This is a genomic window from Endozoicomonas sp. SESOKO4 (genome assembly GCF_024606275.1).
On sequence record NZ_JAHHPS010000257.1, the window covers coordinates 1 to 2,019 of the forward strand.

At 48.0% G+C, this 2,019-nt stretch carries 2 protein-coding genes; both read left to right on the forward strand.

Going from position 1 to position 2,019, the window contains the following annotated elements; all coding sequences use genetic code 11:
- Positions 1-299: 299 nt before the first annotated feature.
- Positions 300-884 (forward strand): hypothetical protein, encoded by a 585-nt coding sequence (locus KDK16_RS04665; protein ID WP_257274909.1) that lies wholly within the window; start codon positions 300-302, stop codon positions 882-884.
- 98 nt (positions 885-982) lie between these two features.
- Positions 983-2,019 (forward strand): hypothetical protein (locus KDK16_RS04670; RefSeq protein ID WP_257274910.1); only part of this gene is annotated, 1,037 nt, incomplete at its 3' end.

Consider the following 2,019-nt stretch of genomic DNA (forward strand, 5'->3'; position numbering starts at 1 on the left):
CAGCATTGTGATTTAGCTGCATAAGTTGAGGCGACATCTACCTTGAAAGTTACCGCAATGCAAGTAACCCCTGTAGCGATTCAGAAATTCTTGTCTATTCTCTGTTTGTTCTGCGAATAACAAGACCGGTCAATAATATTCCTCTATTTTTCAAGTGCAGAAAGTCAGCACAGGTTGTCCTGACTTTTTCTAACAGAACAGGAGGGTTGGGTTGGTGTTATTAACACAAGTTATTTGGAAAGATTTGAATACTTTTTTACCGTTTTTTCATGGCATTTGCACTTTTCCTAATGGTTATAATGACTGCGCAGTTGTGCCATTCCTCCACCATCATTGACCAACACTATCCCGATGGACGCAGGGCTCGGATTGAAATCAATAATGGCACAGATCCTCAGGGTATGAGTCAGTGGCGAATGAGTTTGCTGCTTCTGGAAGATTTCGATGACCAAAACAGCACCCTTTGCTTTAAGGCACCCGTGGTGTCAGCAGATTGGAACAGTATCGCACTATTGGTCAACAACCACTTGAGTAACTATTGCTATCAGCTGGTAATAGCCGCAAAGGAGCAAACATCCGTCTTCCAGGATGTCTCAAAACGTGCCTCTGAAAACAGCCTGCTTGTACGCTTGAAATCCAGGACGGCAGACAAACCGGAGTTGGCTTCTGTCGCCATCCACCAACTCCTGAGCGGCAAATCCCATGCTACCCCACTAACCCTTCTGGTTTACCCCGACAGGATGACTGACCCTGGGCTGGAAGTCGGCCAAACCCGAAATAGCACACTGACAATGACGGGAGACAGACTGGCTGGCAACGCAGATTTTTCCGGTGGAAGTTGGATCACTTTCACCTCAGCACCACAGTTTATGCGGCAGGACTGAAAGCTTCTCTGGGGCAATTGAGAGAACGGTTAACTGCGTAACTTGAGTTATTTTCCTGATCTATCCTTGCTCTTTGTACACCAGAATTCAAGGGTAGAATGACTAAACACTTACTCTTTGCAGGACCACTGTTACTCATGACATTGTCCGTCGTCTGTCAGGCTCAACCATTGACCAGACGTTTTGTTGTCGAGCTTGAACAAAAAGCAGGTGCTCCAAGCCAGAACGTTTTTATAACACCTGACCAACACACACTGTCGTGCACCTTGCCAGACATTGCCCGCACAAAAGGCTGTGCAGGATCAGATTTACCGTCTGATCATAAACAAGGCAGACTAAACGGTTGCGAGCTAAAAACGACCACCATTGAATCCATTTCGTGGCAGTGGCTTTACGCCAATCATCTGCTGGTAGTTTACGAACTGGTCCTGAACACCAAAAATACCCCTCTCAACTCCACCTCTTATTCATGGCTACCTGTAGAAATGGTTATCGCTGTCGGTTGGCTTTTAAAAAACTATTGGAATATCGACTCACCGTCGTTTAACCCGATGACACAAAAGGAGCTGTGTCAGGACCACCCGTTTTCGGCCATCATTACGATGCCTGGCACCGAAAATAATCAGCAACAACACCCGCCATCAGAGTCATCGGGGCAGCAAGCTCAGGAAGCCACCGCCCGCCCTGCTGGCTCTTTCAATAGCTTCCATTATTCTGACTCTGCCGGTGGTAGTGGAGGCTCACAGCAACATCGGCATACTCTGGGTTTAGATTGTTTCGTTTCTCCCTGTCATGGCGTTTGTCAATTCCGACCATCATCCGATAGCAGTGAGTCCGCTGAATGGCCGATGAATTCCGCAGCAAATTCGACAGGCCACACAGCAGCAACGCCCGGACAAAGCTCATGCCCACATGTCGACAATGGACACTGCCCGGAGTACGCAGGCCATGTGAATAACACAGATGTACTACTCATGGATGGCATTTCCCACCTCGCCGTCTCCGTGGACACTGACGTACCGCCGGAGTCCGATCCCTGTCCTATTTGTATGATTCACTTCCATGACCGTGATGTAGAGCTTGTGGTCGTCAAAAGCCAATGTTGTGGCAAGCGCTTCGATCTGGACTGTATTTC